Annotated in this window: 14 protein-coding genes; 7 read left to right on the top strand and 7 right to left on the bottom strand. The window is 39.1% G+C overall.

Annotated features, from left to right (window positions below; genetic code table 11):
• Positions 1–37 precede the first annotated feature (37 nt).
• Entirely contained in the window at positions 38–3,037 is a 3,000-nt protein-coding gene (locus ACFSKV_RS10320) for a PVC-type heme-binding CxxCH protein (protein ID WP_380802205.1), read from the bottom strand.
• 181 nt (positions 3,038–3,218) lie between these two features.
• Between ACFSKV_RS10320 and ACFSKV_RS10315 the strand changes: the two genes are divergently transcribed.
• Positions 3,219–3,470 carry a hypothetical protein gene (locus tag ACFSKV_RS10315; protein ID WP_380802202.1) on the top strand — a complete coding sequence of 84 codons (252 nt, stop codon included), beginning with the start codon at positions 3,219–3,221 and terminating at the stop codon, positions 3,468–3,470.
• A gap of 76 nt (positions 3,471–3,546) precedes the next feature.
• On the opposite strand, the gene ACFSKV_RS10310 is transcribed toward ACFSKV_RS10315, so the two are convergent.
• The 6 genes from ACFSKV_RS10310 to ACFSKV_RS10285 all read right to left on the bottom strand — a co-directional run bounded on the left by ACFSKV_RS10310 (position 3,547) and on the right by ACFSKV_RS10285 (position 10,531).
• A complete protein-coding gene (locus ACFSKV_RS10310) occupies positions 3,547–4,650 on the bottom strand; it encodes a serine hydrolase domain-containing protein (RefSeq protein ID WP_380802199.1) in 1,104 nt (367 codons plus the stop codon).
• A 78-nt stretch (positions 4,651–4,728) separates the two neighbouring features.
• A complete protein-coding gene (locus tag ACFSKV_RS10305) occupies positions 4,729–5,790 on the bottom strand; it encodes an alpha/beta fold hydrolase (RefSeq protein WP_380802196.1) in 1,062 nt (353 codons plus the stop codon).
• Positions 5,791–5,948: 158 nt separating this feature from the next.
• A complete protein-coding gene (locus tag ACFSKV_RS10300) occupies positions 5,949–7,064 on the bottom strand; it encodes a helix-turn-helix domain-containing protein (RefSeq protein ID WP_380802193.1) in 1,116 nt (371 codons plus the stop codon).
• 141 nt (positions 7,065–7,205) lie between these two features.
• Positions 7,206–7,994 (bottom strand): Fic family protein, encoded by a 789-nt coding sequence (locus ACFSKV_RS10295; RefSeq protein WP_380802190.1) that lies wholly within the window; start codon positions 7,992–7,994, stop codon positions 7,206–7,208.
• 29 nt (positions 7,995–8,023) lie between these two features.
• Positions 8,024–9,064 carry a Fic family protein gene (locus ACFSKV_RS10290; protein ID WP_380802187.1) on the bottom strand — a complete coding sequence of 347 codons (1,041 nt, stop codon included), beginning with the start codon at positions 9,062–9,064 and terminating at the stop codon, positions 8,024–8,026.
• Positions 9,065–9,706: 642 nt separating this feature from the next.
• Positions 9,707–10,531: a helix-turn-helix domain-containing protein gene (locus tag ACFSKV_RS10285; RefSeq protein ID WP_380802184.1), complete on the bottom strand. Its 825-nt coding sequence runs from the start codon at positions 10,529–10,531 to the stop codon at positions 9,707–9,709.
• Positions 10,532–10,720: 189 nt separating this feature from the next.
• Between ACFSKV_RS10285 and ACFSKV_RS10280 the strand changes: the two genes are divergently transcribed.
• The 6 genes from ACFSKV_RS10280 (at position 10,721) to ACFSKV_RS10255 (ending at position 15,942) form a co-directional block, all read left to right on the top strand.
• Positions 10,721–11,206 (top strand): sugar O-acetyltransferase, encoded by a 486-nt coding sequence (locus tag ACFSKV_RS10280; RefSeq protein WP_380802181.1) that lies wholly within the window; start codon positions 10,721–10,723, stop codon positions 11,204–11,206.
• A 12-nt stretch (positions 11,207–11,218) separates the two neighbouring features.
• Positions 11,219–11,674, top strand: coding sequence for a nuclear transport factor 2 family protein (locus ACFSKV_RS10275; protein ID WP_380802179.1), 456 nt, complete (start codon positions 11,219–11,221; stop codon positions 11,672–11,674).
• A 208-nt stretch (positions 11,675–11,882) separates the two neighbouring features.
• Positions 11,883–13,490 carry a carboxylesterase/lipase family protein gene (locus tag ACFSKV_RS10270; RefSeq protein WP_380802176.1) on the top strand — a complete coding sequence of 536 codons (1,608 nt, stop codon included), beginning with the start codon at positions 11,883–11,885 and terminating at the stop codon, positions 13,488–13,490.
• A gap of 156 nt (positions 13,491–13,646) precedes the next feature.
• The gene (locus ACFSKV_RS10265) at positions 13,647–14,063 is read left to right on the top strand and encodes a cupin domain-containing protein (RefSeq protein ID WP_380802174.1); all 417 of its coding nucleotides are present in this window, start codon (positions 13,647–13,649) and stop codon (positions 14,061–14,063) included.
• Positions 14,063–15,118: an alpha/beta hydrolase gene (locus ACFSKV_RS10260; RefSeq protein WP_380802172.1), complete on the top strand. Its 1,056-nt coding sequence runs from the start codon at positions 14,063–14,065 to the stop codon at positions 15,116–15,118. Before ACFSKV_RS10265 ends, ACFSKV_RS10260 begins: the two co-directional genes overlap by 1 nt.
• 71 nt (positions 15,119–15,189) lie before the next feature.
• Positions 15,190–15,942 (top strand): hypothetical protein, encoded by a 753-nt coding sequence (locus tag ACFSKV_RS10255; RefSeq protein ID WP_380802169.1) that lies wholly within the window; start codon positions 15,190–15,192, stop codon positions 15,940–15,942.
• The last annotated feature ends 572 nt before the right edge of the window (positions 15,943–16,514 follow it).

Genomic DNA, 16,514 nt, shown 5'->3' with positions numbered 1-16,514 from the left:
GATATATTGGTTTAGATATCCAAATTTCGAAAACCAATTACTTCAGACTTTCCATATAGGAAACCAAATCAACCAATTCCTCTTCGCTCAACGGGAATGCCGGCATTAAAGATTCTCTCAGCTGGGAAACAGAGGCAATGTCAGCCAATTTGTAAAGGGTCTGTTCTCCGCTACCTACCAGTTTAACAATCAGGTCATTTTCTGTTTTGGAATTGACTATACAACGGATTTCTCTGCCATCCTTAAATTTCACCAATTGGGTTTCATAGCCAAATCCCATTCCTTCAGAAGGGTAGATAATGGAATTGATCAGGGCTTCCCGGCTGAGTTTGGCCCCAATCTGTGTCAGGCCAGGCCCAAAATCTATCCCTTCATTTCCAATTTTGTGGCAGGCAAGACAATAGGAACTGGCGATGGTTTTTCCTTTTTCAACATTTCCCTTGGAAGACATCATTTTGACTAGGTCATAGCCCTGATTGATGCTTTCCCCGTATTTTTCAACTGCCAATTGGCGTATATTGGAGTTCCAGGACCCCATCAGGATTTTTTGAGCTATGGGTAGAAGATCTGCGGGGATCTGATCTGCTTTGGCAAATTCCCATAAGACAGCCTCTGACTGATAGCCTTTGGCTTCTTCCATGGCTGCGGTTCGGATGGTATTTGAAGCCTTGTCATTCTTCCAGAATTTGCTAAGGAGAAAGGCAATTTCCGGGCTGTCCACTGTACCGAATTTCCGGATGGCCAGTATGGCCTTGGCCTCGTCTGGGTTACCCATAGCCTTTTCGATTTCGGTAACTCCGAAAAGCTCTGTGAAAATTCTTGCGGAAGTATTGGCCAAATTCCTGTTTTCTTCCTGATATATAAGGGTAAGCAGCCTTTCTTTTTGGTCTTTGATTTGGTATTTTTTAATTACCTCCAAAAAATCCCAATCATCATTTATCTCACCAGCTTTTGATTTTGCAAGATTTAGAAGTTGGGCATCCGGTTTCTTTTCATCAATTACTGCCTGACGGAGAATGATCACCTGATCTTCATTTGGACCTTTGGCCAGTAGATTTTTCAGTGTCTGATTTTTTTGGAAAGTATTTTGGAAATCCAGACTACGGTAGTATTTGTGATCTTCTGGACTATTTTCAGCTAAAATCAATTGCTCTAAAAGTTCAGGAGTAGCTTCTGAGCGTGACCTCCAAACAAGATCCCTGGCTTCGGGTAGGGACATCCAGTCTGACCCTTTTATTTCTAAATAGGCAGCCAAGTACTTGTCCCAATGGTATTCACCAGCTATCCCCAATGCTTCGAGGTACCAACGATCACCTGATGTGTAGCCATCGGTTAGCTTCAACCAAATGTCAGGGACATCCAGAAAACGTATGGCCAATGCCACCTCCCTTCGGATTTGCGGTGAAGGATCAGCAGCCATTTGTAGCAAAAAGGCAGTATCATCCATTCCTTTGATCCGATAAGCCCTCACCGATGCCACACGGATATTTTCATCTTTATCCTGGGAAGCCTTTTTTATGTATTCAATTCCATCAGGAAGATGAATCAAAAGCCAAAAGGCACGGGCTTTCATCCGTGAATCGTTTGAGGAGTAAAGTTTTTCCAGTGCTGATCTGGCTTCCTCGTTTCCTTTAAGAGCCATAAATGCATTGAAATGAATGGCTCTATTGGGGTTTTGTAAAAGTTGGATTAAGGATTCAATGCTGGAATAATCAGGTGAGGTAACCTTATACTTGGATTTTTTAGGGGCCAATCGGTAAATCCTGCCTTTTTCCAGGTCTCCAACCGCATGTCCCCCCACACCCGGATCATACCAGTCTGAGACAAAAATTGAGCCATCAGGGGCAACGGTAACATCAGAAGGTCGAAACCAATTGTCTCTTTTGTTCCCATCAAGAATTGTAACAGCCTCACCTGTAAAGCCTGCTCCTGAAGTTTTTACTGGATACATACGGATCACGTTTGGTCCCGCATCTGCATGAATGACCTGATTTTGGTAATCTGATGGGAGGAGTTTTCCCTCGGAGACCAGGATTCCGGTAGGGGATCCTGCATAAGTTTGGACCAAATTTGGAATAACCCCAGGATCATTGAGATGCCAATGTTGTTGCCAGACTGAATCTTCCATATTGATTCTTCTGGTTCTCCAATCTGCTTTGGTCATTTCATCTTTAAAACCATAATTCCCAAAATCCATGACATAGTTTATCCGTGTAGAACGGTTTCCATCATCATCATTGTCACTTTGCCACATCCTTCCATAACTGTCTACGGCAACTTCATAATTATTCCTGAAATTCCAGGCAAGGATTTCAGGGTTGCTTCCATCGGGATCACACCTAAACACCATGCCTTCCTGATAGGGAGCTGTTCCAGAATTCACAGGCCTGCCCATGGGATCCAAAATGGGAGTTCCATCGGCGAAATGAAGTCCTTTTCCTTCGTTACCATAATTGAAATAGAGCTTTCCATCGGGCCCAAAAGTGAAAGCATGCATACCATGATCGTGTTGTACACCACCTATACCTGTAAAAAGAATTTCCTTTTTGTCTGGTGAATCGTCTCCATTTTCATCTGTGAAAACAAAAACGTTGGGACTTACTGACACAAATACCTTATTTCCAAAAACAGCGATCCCCAAAGCTGCATTGATATCTGTCCCCTGGTAAAATACAGTGGATTTATCTGCTTTTCCATCTCCATTGGTGTCTTCTAGAATCAAAATCCTATCTCCTTCTGACTTCACAGGATTTTTGGGGTTTAATTGGTTTCTGTAATTATATGCTTCTGTGATCCAGACCCTTCCACGGTCATCAATGTCCATATTGGTAGGGTTAGTTAGCATGGGTTCTGACGCGAAGAGGGTAAGTTCAAGCCGATTATCTAATACTTCAATTCCATCCAAGGCAAATTCCACCGAGCGTTTTTGTTCATCATTCAGTGATTCGTATTCTTTTTGGGTGAGTTGGGATTTTGGCTTTTCACAGGAAAAAATCATTACTGAAGCAATTGCTAGTCCAAAAGGAAGGTATTTCATTGGTTTATAGGTTATTTGAATTGAAGGTAACTGTAATCATCCTGAAAATAAAATAAAAGAGATTGGAATCAAAATTAGAATTTATTCCCTTGTCCAAGGATATAAAATATGTCAAAACATTTTGAAAATAAGAAGCTGTATTCTTTTTTTAGGCAAATATCAAAAAGATAACTATTAAAGTATGTTCGAAGGACCGGATTACCCACATTCCTTATCAGAATCTCTTTTTGACGCATGGCTGGAACAGGGTCGGTCTTCCAGGATTCCTTATTCTTATTTGTTGATTGTTTGGGATGATCTTGAAGGAAAATATATTCCGATATTTGTAGAAACGCGTGCTGAAATCAAGGACTATCCCAGATATGGAGATTCTCCCGAAAACCAATTGCTGGTAGCAGCTTACGATCTGTATTCAGAAGGTAGGGTGTTGTGAGCTAAAAAATGAAATCAACTGCTTTATTTTATTTTTTCTTTTTAAAGTAAGTTAAGCCTTTTTTCAAAAGTCTATTTTAAGGTTTCTCCATGATAGCCTTCAGAGCCTCTCCGAAAATAGGAGAGACTTTGCCTTTCCAGATTTGGCTGTAGTTGGTGGCCATTGCCAAATCCAATTCGGGTAAGTATATAACCTGAGTACCCCAAAATCCAGCATGGGAATAAGCTTCTAAACCATTGACCTCAAGGAGGTAAATTCCTATCCGATAGTCTAGCATAGGAGGTTCAGGGTAAGTTATTTTTTGAAGCATTTTTTCAAGTGTTGAGGGATTTTTGAATACTTTTCCATTGAACAAAGCAAGAAAAAATATGCACAAATCTTCAGTGGTGGAAAGCAGTCCCCCTCCGCCGAAGTAATCCATACTGGGATGGAAGGAATAGGTGTCCTGCCCATTGAAATACTGATGGATCCGTCCTTGATCCACTTCCTGATTCAGCCCTTCAAAGGCCGTTTTTTCAATCCCTAACTTTTCAAAATCAAGGATTTCTGGAATAGCAAGCCCTAAGGGTTTTCCTTGTAAATTTTCAATTATTTCTCCTAAAATAATGTATCCGGTATCGGAATAACTGAATTTTTCCCCAGGGAGACCGACCGGGCTTCCTGAATCCACACAAAGCTCCAATTGCTCGGTTCTAGTCCATTCATAACCTCCTGGTTGGAATACTTTTTCAAAAAAAGATGGTGCATAGGTATGGTCATAAAATCCAGCATTATGTCTTAATACCTGGATAATGCTTATATTTTCCAAGTCATAATCTTCACCTAATATTTTTGCATGTTGTGCTGATAGGTAAAATGCAATCGGATCTTCAAGCTTGAGCTTACTATCTTCCCACAACCTTAGAATGGAAGCTGCAATAAAAGTTTTGGTCACACTGGCAATCCTAAAAGTCTGGTCGGGAATAAGCTTTGTGCCGCTTTCTATTTCAGCAACTCCTGCCGATCCTCCCCATTTGATTTCCCCATTTCCAGACTGTACATGAAACAGAATGCCAGGGTTTTCCTGATTGACTTGGGCTTCCAGGAGGCTTTGTAGGATCTTTTTTCCGGAATTATCTTGGGCAAAAAGCCCTGAAAATCCAATAAAAATAATAAGGAGGACTGAGGCGATTTTTTTCATGTAGAAAGATAAATGAAAATCTTTCTATAAATCCAAGTAATATGAAATTTCACAGGCTTTTATGAATGCATTTATTCCTCAATTATTCGCCTTAAAAATCCTCCTGATCTCATCATTGAATTTCTCTGGCTCCTCAAACACCGGGCTATGTCCGGATTTTTCGAATAATATAAATTCCTTATGAGGTGCAGTCATATGTTCTACGTATTCTTTTACCAACTCCCATGGTGTGTTATAATCATATGCTCCTGAAATGAAGTACACAGGAACTTCAACTGTCGGAATTTCTTTAAAAAAGTCAATGTCGTTAAATTTTTCATCCAAGATGATATTGCCAGCGGAAAAAGCAGACCCCTTTCCATACTTGATCAAATCCGCAAATGAATATTCCCTGGAAAACCAAATAGAGAGAATCCAATCTGTGTAGTTCGTTTTTTGATACCGTTCACCTCCTAATTTCAATAACCAGTGTTTTTGTCTCACAACACCCCAAAAACCTGTCGCATACATGTCTTTATATTGCCCACTTTGAGGAGGTCCCATTTCTTCTAATTCTTTGAGGGCCTTTTTATGCCCCATTTCTTCAGCCTTTTCTAAGGTGTATTGATAAGATAAAAGCTCTCCTCTGTAAGCATGCAATTCCTGTCCAATGCCAACGAAGGCGGTATAATTTTCAGGATTTCTCTGTATGGCGTACATGCCAAGTCTGGAACCCCAGGAGTGTCCAACCAGAAAGACTTTTTCCTTTTCAAACCGGGTTTTTAAATAGCCTACAAGCCACTCCAAGTCCTGAATGTAATTTTCTACGGTTATTTCTTCTTTGGTAATATGCTTTGAGAAAGACTTGCCCGAACCCCTTTGGTCCCAATAAACCACAGTGAAATCATCTTCCAGTTCATGGTTGAATTTCCGTAATAATGCCGTAGCGGATGCTCCAGGGCCACCGTGCAGAAAAAGTAGTATTGGGTTATTGATGTCTTTCCCTCTAATCAACACATATTGCTTTCTTTCATTTATTTCTAAATAGTTGATTTCTGAAATACCGGAAGAAGTTTTTATTTTTTTAGTAGAGGTACAAGCTGAAAATACCATGCCGATTATTAAAGCTTGTATGAAGGTTTTTAATACTGTCTGTTTCATATAGTTCATGAATGGTTTTATTATTGTTCTATTTGATTTCATGCCTGTCTAGCTTACTTTTTGATTCATTATTTATGCTTTTTAGGGCACAAATATTTAGAGAACACCATTCACAAGCGTTGCAATGGATAGGATGAAACCCATTTTGCACAAAAATTTTATGGATTTGATTTGGTGTTTAGCACTTTGAGGTATTCTGAAGGAGTCTGTCCAGTGTATTTTTTAAAAAACCGATTGAAGGTCGCTTTAGAGTTAAAGCCAGCCTCTAGCGCAATTCCCAAAAGTGTGGTGGTTTTGTGATGACCATTTGCTAGCCTATTTTTGACCGCTTCAATTCTGTAAGAATTGATGTATTCATAAAAATTCTTTTTGTAAAACTGATTGATGACTTGGGAAAGTTGATTTGTGCTAAGGTTAAGTTCAGTTGCCAATTTGGATAGGTTCAATTCCGGGTCTATATATGGTTTTTTTTCAGACATTAATTTCTCCAAGAGGTTTGCATACTGTTTGACCAAGGCATCATCCAAAGATGAATGATGATATTTTTCCATCATAACTTCTTGTTCACTTTCGGCCTGTTTAGCCCATGTGGATATGGACCCCCCCAGAAAAACTGGAGCCTGTCTAAAACCGTAATAACCCATATAAATCACTAAGACACTTACTGCGATGTTAATGAATAAGTCTTCATTAGCTAGATCCAGTTCAAAAAGGTCTGTGATCACTGCGAGCTGGCTTAAGAAGCCAATCAACCATAAAAGGAGCACAGTTTTTAAAGCCATTTTTAACCATGCTAAATGCTGACTCTCGACGTTTGAAAAATTATCCTCTGCAAATTTCAGGGTTTTGTTGATCGTATGGATTGACCAAAGACAGTAAATCAATATACTCCCAAGTTTTGCCCAAGCAAGAATAGTACGTGTAAAATCAGAAAAAGGAGCCAGCGTATTTTGAAGCGCATAGGGAGCAATGATGGCCAAGTTTATAACGAATGGCAAAAAGTGAACTACTTCTTTCCATGAAATTCTTTTTTCGAATAAACTCCTTGTATAAAGCCATAAAACCGGACCATTGAGAAACACGACAGCGCTGCTGAGTTCCAATGAGAAGGAGAAGCGGTTGTTGGCAGATAAGTAAAATACAAAAACATGGAACAGGATGATGGAAAACCAACAAATTAAAAACCAATCATATATGGCTTTATCTCTTTTGCTTAACAAAAGGATAATAAAAAAGGTGGTAATGGAGCCACTGAAAAAGAAGAGGTTTTCCATATCGAAGAATACTATTTTGAAAATACAATTACCCGAAGTTAGCGAAAGCGATTTTAAATAGAATGTAATTTGTTGGTTTAGAAAATTTGGTTTCGACCTGAAAATGTTTTTTTAGCCGATTATCGAAGAACTTCCGTTTTTCTATCCATTTAAAACAGAACATGGAAGCATCAGCAAAAAAGGAAGCGCTTTATTATAATCCAAGGTAGGGTATTCAAAGCCTAAAAGTCTGATGTTTGAGTAGTAGGTTTGATGTTGGTTGTAATACATTTTTTCACTTTGTATAAACCAGGCCTTATAGCCTAATTTTTCTGCTAAAAACCATTTTTCATATAATCTGGCACTTCTGCCGTTTCCATCATTCCAAGGATGTATTTTAACAAAAACCAAATGAATCATTGAGGCATAAAAAAAAGCTTCCTCAATTGACATTTCTGTTTTGAGTAGTAGCGTCAAATCGGTATAAAACTTTTCCATTTCTGCCTCTAATTCAAAAGGTGAAGCCGCTACATATTCAATACGGCCATCAGGGGTGGAGACATACATGTTTTGTAAGCGGTATTTTCCCTGCCTATTTTTAGTAAGGATATTTTTGCTGAGCAACGAATGTGCTTGTGCGATGGTTTCATTATTGAGCTCATTGACCTTTGCAAAGCTGTAGGCATCGTAAAGGTCATCTATTTTTCTGGTGTAATCTGGTGAAAATTCAATTCCGAATTTTTTGTGTTTGATGTAACTATCCAATTCGATGGCTTCCCCTTCTATTTTGCTGCTATATACTGAGGATACAGAGGTGTAAAAACTGAAGCTGTCTGTTGAGATTTCGGCGTCTTTCAATGCTTCAAAAGCATGATTTAAACCTTTCGGTACTTTTTTCAAGTACTCTGAAAGTAAATCGTTGGATATAATATGTAATGTATTGTTCATCATTTATATTGACCCTGTTATTTTTAACTTATCTATTTTATCGTGTAACTCACACTTCGGCCTCTACCTTGTTTTTCTATTAGCTCTTTATTAATTAAATCTGATAATAAGCGCTTTACGGTAGGTAATGGAATAGCCAATTTTTCGGAAATTTCTCCTGATTTGATGTTGGGGCGACTTTGTATAATCAAATAGATTGATTTTTCCTTAGGTGAAAGTTTAGTTTCTACACTTTTCGTATTCAATTTCATTAAAAGTTGAGATTGAATATTGGATAAGCAGCTCAAAAAGAATTGCATCCAAACAGTAACGTTTTCCTTAGGACGCTGAGCCTGACAACTTCTCAGAACCTGATAATACTCATTTTTTCGGTTTTCAATTTCATGTTCAAAACTCACATATTCTATCCATTTATATCCGTTTTTGAGTAATAATAGCGTTGAAATTAATCGACTTAATCTTCCATTTCCATCTTGGAAAGGATGGACACTCAAAAAATCATAGACTAATGCTGCTATTCTGATTAAGGGGTGTATTATTTTTTCTGAATTGTACCAATTGAGCAGCTCTCTTATGGAATCTTCCGTTGCAAACCCTGGATCGGTTGTTTGAAAAATAATTTGCCTAGTTCCGTCTATAAATGAAGCTTCAACTGCATTGCTGTGTTTCTTATAGTTTCCTTTGTGCCATTGGTCTTTAGCACTATATTTCATTAAACTATTGTGTAAACTTTTGATATTGCTTTCGGTAAGATCGATGTTTTCGTATGATTCCGAAATCAAATCCAAGACTTCGAAATAACCGACTACTTCCTGTGAATCTCTGTCAGTTAGTTTTGTTATATCAATTTTTTGAAGTAAAACGTCTACCTCTTCATCGGTCATTTTATTACCTTCAATCCGGTTGGACGCACCAACACTTCGCACCGTAGCAATACTTTTCAATTCTTTGAGGCTTTGTCCTTCTTTTCGTTCAATTGCTGTCCAATTTGCATCAAAACGGTCTATTTCACTGATTAAGTTAATCAATGTCCAATCAATCGTTACTTTAAAATTATATACTTCGTTATTCATTTTGATACGTTTTGATACGTAAATATACGATAGTGATCTGAAATCTCCATCACTTGATGATACGTTTTGATACGATTATATTTGAATGCGATACGAAAACTTAAAAATTTCTAATTGTCTTTCAATCGAGTACCATACACTTTCTGCTAAGGGTTGAATCAGGAGGATTGATAGATTTTCAACAGGTAGACCTGATAACTATAGCACTGTTCTTTTTCGTTATACTCCTGCCAAAAAAGCTGCAGCCGTAAAAAAAACCTTGTTTAAATGAAACTGGAGGGGATAAAAAGAAAAAAGAGGTCGATTTTGACCTCTTTTTTAAATTGGCTCCCCCTCTTGACAAAAGCTGCAGCTGATAAATGATAATTTTGACTTGAAATTCATGGAAAATTTCCATTATCCCCTCAGGTACCACTAACTTCCTTATATTTTGTAAGGAAGTTCACAATGTCACCTATCGTATTATTACGATTTATTCTACCCAGTTATTTCTTTCATCCCCTCAGGTATCACTTACTTTCTAGTGAATTGATGAGAAATTGAAGTCTTATCACTTTTCGGAAATCTACGATTTGACTCCGATCGATTGTAATTCCCTTGAAAGAGTTAAGTTTATAGATGGGAATCATATACTTTAATCTTTTATCTCAATCGGTTCCTGTATTCACTCGGAGTAACACCTAAGACTTTCTTTACATATCGAGTGAAAAATGACCGGCTAGAAAACCCCATATTATCGGCTATTTCAGCTATGTTTAATTGCGTGTTTTGGAGCAGGAGCTCCAGGCGTTCACGGACATACCGTTGGATCCATTCAGAAGCGGTAATGCCGGAAGTAGTCTTGCAAATATAATTCAGATACTTGGGGGTAATGTGCAATTGCTGTGCATAAAACCGTACTTCCCGTTCTTTCTTACAATGCTCCTGGACCAATTGGACAAACCGCTCGTAAAGCGTTCCGCTTTGCACCGTGCGCTTTCTATGTTCAATTTCATTGGCGAATATGTCCCACATTTCCAGAATGAATAAGCGCATTTGAAATTTCAGCACTTCATTATAAAAGAGGTGCTTTTTCTGTTGCGATTTATCGTACAGAAGTTGAAAGTTTGACAGGATCCGATGCTTGTCCTTTTTATCATTCAAATGCAATACAGGGTATTCCTTAGAATGTAAAGTGGCATCAATACCTCTGCTCTGGTCGGGAATATTTTCAAACAGAAACTCCTTTTCCACTAATAATACGGTTGATTTAAAATTTTTTGAATATGTTAAATCTGCCAGCTTGCTATCTGCAAACCAAAAGACAAATTCTCCTGCTTTGCATACATAAGGTTTATTATTAAAAACAAATGCCATACTTCCGCTGTGACAGTAGAGGTGTGTATGATATCGACCCAAAAAAACTTCAGGAAACCGTACTTTTCCCTTTGATTCAATCAAGATCACACTTTCCTTCTCTCTATCCATTTTTGCCCTATTACTTTTTCGCAAATATACGTAATATATGACATTATTGACGAAATGCGTGTAAAAAAAGGAATATAAAGAACACTTACCTTTGCTATATAAAACTTTCTAAAGATGGAATCAACTGATATTTTCAATAGGTTAAGAAATGGCGAAACGATCTCGCCAAACGATCCACAGGCTTATAAAATGCGTGAGGCTTCCTATGCTACCAAAGAGTTGCTGGTACAGATGAACAATTCATCCGATCCCACAGAAATAAGGGATTTGTTGAGTCGGATTACAGCTTCGGAAATTGACGAAAGCGTAGCTGTGTTTACTCCCTTGTATATCAATTATGGAAAACATACCCGGATCGGGAAGAACGTATTTATAAATTACGATTGTGTATTCCTCGATTTAGGTGGGATCACCATCGAAGACAATGTCCTGTTAGCACCGAAAGTCAGCTTGCTCTCTGAAGCACATCCCATTTCACCCGAAGAACGGCATTCTCTTGTACCCAAACCGATTCATATCAAAAGGAACGCCTGGATTGGCGCCAATGCCACCATTTTACAGGGGGTCACAATTGGCGAAAACTCAGTGGTCGCAGCAGGGTCGGTCGTTTCCAAAGATGTTCCTGATAACACCATTGTTGGAGGTACACCAGCAAAAATTATCAAAACAATTTAAAATAAATAAACTATGAAATTTAATTTAATAATCCTTGTTGCAGCTTATGTATTTCTTACAGGTTGCGATGAAAAAAAGTCAACTATGGAAAATAAAAATGACGCTGAGCGAGAAGTATTAGCTGCTCATGAGAAACGGAGGATTGCCACACTAAGTGGCGACGCTAATGCAGTTGCCTCTATGATGACCGAAGACCTTACGTTCACTCACGCTAATGCGGTTGTAGAGAGTAAAGCACAATTCATTGAAGCATTGGAAACACGCAGGCTACAATATCAAGCCATTACTGACGAAGAAGATATTACAGTTAGGGTTCATGGCGGTACTGGTGTTGTTTCAGGTATATGTCGCATTTTGGTGGATGCTTCAGGGACGATGATTGACATACGCGTAGAATTTACTGAATTGTGGGTTAGAGAGCAGGATACCTGGAAAATGATGCTCTGGCATGCCACCGAAGTAAAGTAGTTCGGCTTGCTGTAGTGCATCTTCTCATCACAGAAGACGGCTAATATTTGCCCCTTAAAAGAATATCCGAAGGAAATAATTCAGAAAAACAACATTGTAGGTAGTCGCGACGGGATCGGTCGTTTCCAAAGATGTTCCTGACAATACTATCGAAGGAGGAATTCCAGCCAAGAAATTAAGAAGTTGAATTAGAGATAAGCACTAAAAAATGAAAATAAAAAGCAAACTTAAAATAGTTGTTAGCCTTGCAATTGTTCTGCTCTCTTTAACTGCAAATGCAGGCGATACTGTAAAAATTAAACAGGGTACTTTAAGGGGGCAAACAACAAAAGGTATTACCTCTTTTCTAGGTATTCCATATGCGAAACCGCCAGTGGGAGACTTACGTTGGCGTACCCCGCAGGAACCTGAATCCTGGACAGGAATCAGGCTGGCAAATTCATTTTGTTCTGACTGCATGCAGGGGATCAGACCCGGTCTATTTGAAGGAAGAAAGGAACCTTCAGAAGACTGTTTGTACCTGAATGTTTGGCGCCCTGAAAAGAAGTCTGATGAACCGCTACCAGTAATGGTATGGATATACGGCGGTGCTTGGTTGGGTGGTGGAAGTTCGTTTCCAGAATACAATGGACGTGCAATTGCCGGCAAGGATATTGTTTTTGTAAGTTTTAATTACAGAGTTGGACGACTTGGATTTTTTGCACACCCGGCACTTTCCGAAGAATTTCCTGATGAGCCAAAAGGAAACTATGGCCTGATGGATCAAATTGCTGCTTTAAAATGGGTTCAGGAAAACATTTCAGCATTTGGTGGTGACCCTGAAAATGTGACCATTTTCGGGGAATCAGCTGGTGGGGGTTCGGTTGAAGCACTGCTTCAATCTCCAATGGCTTCTGGACTTTTTCACAAGGCAATTTCCCAGTCGAGCGGACCAACCGGAGTTCAAACTGCACGTTTGATCGATGAAGATCAACCCGGACGACCTTCTGCCGAATCATTTGGATTGGCCTTTGCCAAAGTAAAAGGGATTGAAGGAAATAATGCTAACGCATTAAAAAAACTCAGGGCTTTACCAGCAGACCAGCTAATTGATTACACAGAAGGATTGCCGGAAAAGACAGATATTACCAATGTGAGATGGGGAGGCCCAATGATTGACGGCAAGGTGTTAACTCGACAGGAATATAAATCTTATACGGAAGGAAGTTTCAATAAAGTGCCATTAATGACTGGAGCGACACGTGGAGATTTGCCGGGGCCAATTGTGGCAGGCCGGGTGGCTGGCGTTGGTACAACCATGGAATCAGCTTTGGCTCGATTTGCTCCATATCAACAAGACGTTTTGCGTGCTTTTAATCCTGACAATAAAATGAGTGTTGACGAACTCGCCTACAAAACAGGTTCTGCGTGGTTTATGATTGAACCTGCCCGTTTTGTGGCTTCTATGTTTGCTGCGCAGGATTTACCGGTTTATCATTACCGTTTTTCCTATATCAAAGAATCGATGAAAGACCGCTGGCAGTACGGAACCCCTCATTTTGCAGAGGTACATTTTTTATTTAACACGCTTGAATCCCGATATGGAACGGATGTCACCGCTGAAGATCAGAACGTAGCCGATATGATGCTGTCGTATTGGACGAATTTTGCAAAAACCGGCAATCCCAATGGTGATGGATTGGCTACCTGGCCAAGGTATTCAAAAACGACCGATTTAATTCTAGATTTTCTTCCTGACGGTAGTATTTATTCCGGTCCCGACCCAATGAAAGAAAAATTGGATGCTGTAGGTAAAGCTGCAGAAGGAAGGAAATAAGCAGATGTAGGTGGCGTTCCAGATAAAATTAAACCATTGAGTTGGAATAATAAATTAACAGATATGTACAAGGGCATCAAAATGATTGCAATACTTACAGGAAGTCTGTTCCTGATAACAGCTTGCAACTCAAACACAGAAAAAAAACAAGAAATTATGAAAACAGACAAAAATGAATTGGAAGCTATTTTTCCGAAAGGAGAAAAAGGTTCAGCAGATTATTTTACAGGAAACGCCTACAATATTGGATTGGTTGATGTTGATTCCGTTTTTACCACAGCAGTGGGCAATGTATATTTTGAACCCGGCGCAAGGAGTAATTGGCACTCTCACCCTGCCGGTCAGATATTGATTATCACAGACGGAGTGGGTTATCATCAAATTGAAGGACAACCTATCGAAACGATCAAAAGAGGAGATGTAGTTAAGTGCCCACCCAATGTAAGGCACTGGCACGGCGCAAGTCCAGAGGTAGGTTTACAACAACTTTATATTGTTCCCAATACAGAAAAAGGGATTGTTGATTGGCAGGAAGCCGTGACCGATGAACAATATTTTAAAAATAAAAAGTGATGAGAAAGTTAAGCATTATTATGATGGCCCTGTTCATTGGTGGACAGGCATTAAGTCAAAATGACCAAAATAATTTAGAAATGAGAAAGAAAGATGAATACACTTTTCAGTTGAGTGATAAAGTTACTCGTCAAAAAGTAACCTTCAAAAACCGGTACGGAATTGAACTAACCGGCGATTTATATCTTCCTAAAAACGGCGGAAGTAATTTACCTGCATTGGCTATCAGCGGTCCTTTTGGTGCGGTAAAAGAACAGTCTTCGGGTTTGTACGCAAATCAAATGGCAGAACGTGGCTTTGTGACCTTGGCATTTGACCCGTCCTACACAGGCGAAAGCGGTGGCAAACCCCGCAACGTGGCATCACCCGACATCAACACCGAAGATTTCAGTGCTGCAATTGACTTTCTTGGCTTGCAGGACAATATTGACAGAAACAAATTGGGCATTATCGGGATTTGTGGTTTTGGCGGTTTTGCCTTAAACGCTACCGCGGTTGATAAACGTGTGAAAGCGGTGGCCACTACCAGCATGTATGATATGTCACGAGTTAACGCTGAGGGATATTTCGGCTCTACGACACCAGAGCAGCGCACTAAAATGTTAGAAGAAATGAGCTTGCAACGTTGGGAAGATGCACAAAACGGAACACCCAAATATCCTGAAAATGGATTGGGACAAACCAGCAATGAATCACCCCAATTTGTTAAAGAATATTATGATTACTACAAGACTAAAAGAGGTTTTCACGAACGTTCATTAAATTCCAATGGTGCCTGGACAGCAACAAACTCTTTGTCTTTCATGAATATGCCAATCCTCACCTACATCCGGGAAATATCACCAAGACCGATGCTTTTAATCGCAGGGGAAAATGCACACTCCAAATACTTTAGTGAAGATGCATTCAACGTAGCAGCCGAACCTAAAGAATTGATGATTATTCCAGAAGGAGTTCATACCGATTTATATGACCAAATGGATAAAATTCCTTTCGACAAACTGGAAAGATTCTTTAAAGAAAGTCTGAGGTCAAGCATTGTGCAATCGAAATAAATATTTACGATGATCATCATCGCAGTGTCTGTATAATTCAATGGATTGAATCCGGAAATTATGTTTCCTTCATGAAAAATACTGTTCTCCTAATCTGTATTCTTTTATATGCTTTAAATGTTTTTTCGCAAACGGAGCAAAGCAATAAAACACAAATCGCTGGTAAAGCCGGTATTACCAATAACGGTATTTCATTCATTCCAAACTTTTCGCTGGAACAGCCCGCGGCTATCTTTAATCTGTCATTGGAAAAAGGGCGATTTAGCTTTGAGCCGGAATTAACTTTTTCCTTGGAAGAAGGCCGGCCCTGGTACCAGGTATACTGGTTGCGATATAAAATTATCGAAGGGGAAAAGTTTAAGCTGCGTGCTGGTGGGCATCTTGGTCTGAACTTTGCCAATATACTGGATTCCGCTCATAATGAAATAATCAAAACAGAACGTTATTTAGTTGGGGAACTGGTCCCTTCGTATCAAATTTCTGATAAGATCATGGTCGGAATGCAATATATGATTGCGAAAGGCTACGACATTGGTACGAATGAGCTTCAGCACTTTTTAGCGCTTACCGCTAATTTCCGTCAAATCAAATTATCCAAATCGATGGAACTTGAGGTATCACCACAGGCTTTTTATCTCTCCTCCTTTGATTTTGGAGAAGGGTACTATGTTGCATCAGCATTTAAGCTTTCCAGAAGTAATTTCCCCTTGTCACTTTCTTCCGTTATGAACAAGAAGGTCTCAAGCAGTATTGCTGGAAAAGACTTTTTATGGAACGTGATCCTTACCTATTCCTTTGGTAATGGTATCATTTCTAAACCCTAATGATTGATAAAATTCAGTAAATCATCGGATAAGTAGCCTATTTTAACTTCAGCTTTATGAAAGTATCAATTATGTCATGACAGCTCTGGTTAATGAAGCATTTGGGTATAAATAATCTTACAAGTGTTGCCCCGATAGAGTGCGCATCTCATACCAGCTTGTGTACGGGTCTAGTATATTGTGGTTCACAGGATCGTGGGTTGCCACAAATAGCGGAGATTTCAACCTATCAACTACCTTTCCAAACTCAGAGTCTAAAACTTTTATTGATTTTCATTAAGTTAGAATTATCAGCTATAACTTAATACTTTTTCTCAATATGAACTCATAAAAAAGCTGCAGCCGTCCAAAAACCTTGTTTAAATTAAACTGGAAGGGTTAAAAACAAAAAAAAAGGTCAAAATGACCTCTTTTTTAAATTAGCTCCCCCTATCAACGATAGTTGCAACCGAATCAGCTTATTTAGGTCATTGGAAGAAATCCATGGACAAGCTTTTAAAGTTGAAAACAGAATTAAGCTTCTTTAAAATGAACTGAAAATTCAACTTTTATTTCGTTTGTTTCGTTTATTT

Source organism: Shivajiella indica, from assembly GCF_042683085.1.
GTDB classification, from domain to species: domain Bacteria; phylum Bacteroidota; class Bacteroidia; order Cytophagales; family Cyclobacteriaceae; genus Shivajiella; species Shivajiella indica.
Note: the sequence above shows the minus strand (reverse complement) of the source record. Positions and strands in the feature narration are given on the sequence as shown.

Coding starts and splice junctions, on each gene's coding strand:
- ACFSKV_RS10320 (WP_380802205.1), bottom strand. CDS start 3,037: ATGAAATACCTTCCTTTTGGACTAGCAATTGCTTCAGTAATGATTTTT.
- ACFSKV_RS10315 (WP_380802202.1), top strand. CDS start 3,219: ATGTTCGAAGGACCGGATTACCCACATTCCTTATCAGAATCTCTTTTT.
- ACFSKV_RS10310 (WP_380802199.1), bottom strand. CDS start 4,650: ATGAAAAAAATCGCCTCAGTCCTCCTTATTATTTTTATTGGATTTTCA.
- ACFSKV_RS10305 (WP_380802196.1), bottom strand. CDS start 5,790: ATGAAACAGACAGTATTAAAAACCTTCATACAAGCTTTAATAATCGGC.
- ACFSKV_RS10300 (WP_380802193.1), bottom strand. CDS start 7,064: ATGGAAAACCTCTTCTTTTTCAGTGGCTCCATTACCACCTTTTTTATT.
- ACFSKV_RS10295 (WP_380802190.1), bottom strand. CDS start 7,994: ATGATGAACAATACATTACATATTATATCCAACGATTTACTTTCAGAG.
- ACFSKV_RS10290 (WP_380802187.1), bottom strand. CDS start 9,064: ATGAATAACGAAGTATATAATTTTAAAGTAACGATTGATTGGACATTG.
- ACFSKV_RS10285 (WP_380802184.1), bottom strand. CDS start 10,531: ATGGATAGAGAGAAGGAAAGTGTGATCTTGATTGAATCAAAGGGAAAA.
- ACFSKV_RS10280 (WP_380802181.1), top strand. CDS start 10,721: ATGCGTGAGGCTTCCTATGCTACCAAAGAGTTGCTGGTACAGATGAAC.
- ACFSKV_RS10275 (WP_380802179.1), top strand. CDS start 11,219: ATGAAATTTAATTTAATAATCCTTGTTGCAGCTTATGTATTTCTTACA.
- ACFSKV_RS10270 (WP_380802176.1), top strand. CDS start 11,883: ATGAAAATAAAAAGCAAACTTAAAATAGTTGTTAGCCTTGCAATTGTT.
- ACFSKV_RS10265 (WP_380802174.1), top strand. CDS start 13,647: ATGAAAACAGACAAAAATGAATTGGAAGCTATTTTTCCGAAAGGAGAA.
- ACFSKV_RS10260 (WP_380802172.1), top strand. CDS start 14,063: ATGAGAAAGTTAAGCATTATTATGATGGCCCTGTTCATTGGTGGACAG.
- ACFSKV_RS10255 (WP_380802169.1), top strand. CDS start 15,190: ATGAAAAATACTGTTCTCCTAATCTGTATTCTTTTATATGCTTTAAAT.